Source organism: Enterobacter sp. SES19 (genome assembly GCF_011765665.1).
Classification (GTDB): Bacteria; Pseudomonadota; Gammaproteobacteria; order Enterobacterales; family Enterobacteriaceae; genus Enterobacter; species Enterobacter pseudoroggenkampii.
The window spans coordinates 281,774-283,280 of sequence record NZ_CP050320.1; the positions used below are offsets into that span (position 1 = coordinate 281,774).

Sequence of the window (1,507 nt, forward strand, 5' to 3'; positions counted from 1 at the left end):
AACGCGAAGCTCTTGATCGAAGCCCCGGTAAACGGCGGCCGTAACTATAACGGTCCTAAGGTAGCGAAATTCCTTGTCGGGTAAGTTCCGACCTGCACGAATGGCGTAATGATGGCCAGGCTGTCTCCACCCGAGACTCAGTGAAATTGAACTCGCTGTGAAGATGCAGTGTACCCGCGGCAAGACGGAAAGACCCCGTGAACCTTTACTATAGCTTGACACTGAACACTGGTCCTTGATGTGTAGGATAGGTGGGAGGCTTTGAAGCGTGGACGCCAGTCTGCGTGGAGCCGTCCTTGAAATACCACCCTTTAATGGCTGGTGTTCTAACGTAGACCCGTAATCCGGGTTGCGGACAGTGTCTGGTGGGTAGTTTGACTGGGGCGGTCTCCTCCCAAAGAGTAACGGAGGAGCACGAATTGACACTGAACACTGGTCCTTGATGTGTAGGATAGGTGGGAGGCTTTGAAGCGTGGACGCCAGTCTGCGTGGAGCCATCCTTGAAATACCACCCTTTAATGGCTGGTGTTCTAACGTAGACCCGTGATCCGGGTTGCGGACAGTGTCTGGTGGGTAGTTTGACTGGGGCGGTCTCCTCCCAAAGAGTAACGGAGGAGCACGAAATCCGGGTTGCGGACAGTGTCTGGTGGGTAGTTTGACTGGGGCGGTCTCCTCCCAAAGAGTAACGGAGGAGCACGAAGGTTAGCTAATCCTGGTCGGACATCAGGAGGTTAGTGCAATGGCATAAGCTAGCTTGACTGCGAGAGTGACGGCTCGAGCAGGTGCGAAAGCAGGTCATAGTGATCCGGTGGTTCTGAATGGAAGGGCCATCGCTCAACGGATAAAAGGTACTCCGGGGATAACAGGCTGATACCGCCCAAGAGTTCATATCGACGGCGGTGTTTGGCACCTCGATGTCGGCTCATCACATCCTGGGGCTGAAGTAGGTCCCAAGGGTATGGCTGTTCGCCATTTAAAGTGGTACGCGAGCTGGGTTTAGAACGTCGTGAGACAGTTCGGTCCCTATCTGCCGTGGGCGCTGGAGAATTGAGGGGGGCTGCTCCTAGTACGAGAGGACCGGAGTGGACGCATCACTGGTGTTCGGGTTGTCATGCCAATGGCACTGCCCGGTAGCTAAATGCGGAAAAGATAAGTGCTGAAAGCATCTAAGCACGAAACTTGCCCCGAGATGAGTTCTCCCTGAGACTTTAAGTCTCCTGAAGGAACGTTGAAGACGACGACGTTGATAGGTCGGGTGTGTAAGCGCAGCGATGCGTTGAGCTAACCGATACTAATGAACCGTGAGGCTTAACCTTACAACGCCGAAGACGATTTTCAGCCTGATACAGATTAACAGAATTTGCCTGGCGGCTTTAGCGCGGTGGTCCCACCTGACCCCATGCCGAACTCAGAAGTGAAACGCCGTAGCCTCAGAAGTGAAACGCCGTAGCGCCGATGGTAGTGTGGGGTCTCCCCATGTGAGAGTAGGGAACTGCCAGGCATCAAA

General features: G+C 54.2%; 2 rRNA genes (1 of these 2 only partly in view). Both read left to right on the forward strand.

Annotated features, from left to right (window positions below):
• A 23S ribosomal RNA gene (locus GXP72_RS01285) occupies positions 1-1,316 on the forward strand; it begins 2,329 nt to the left of the window's first position.
• A gap of 47 nt (positions 1,317-1,363) precedes the next feature.
• Positions 1,364-1,501 (forward strand): 5S ribosomal RNA (rrf, locus tag GXP72_RS01290).
• The last annotated feature ends 6 nt before the right edge of the window (positions 1,502-1,507 follow it).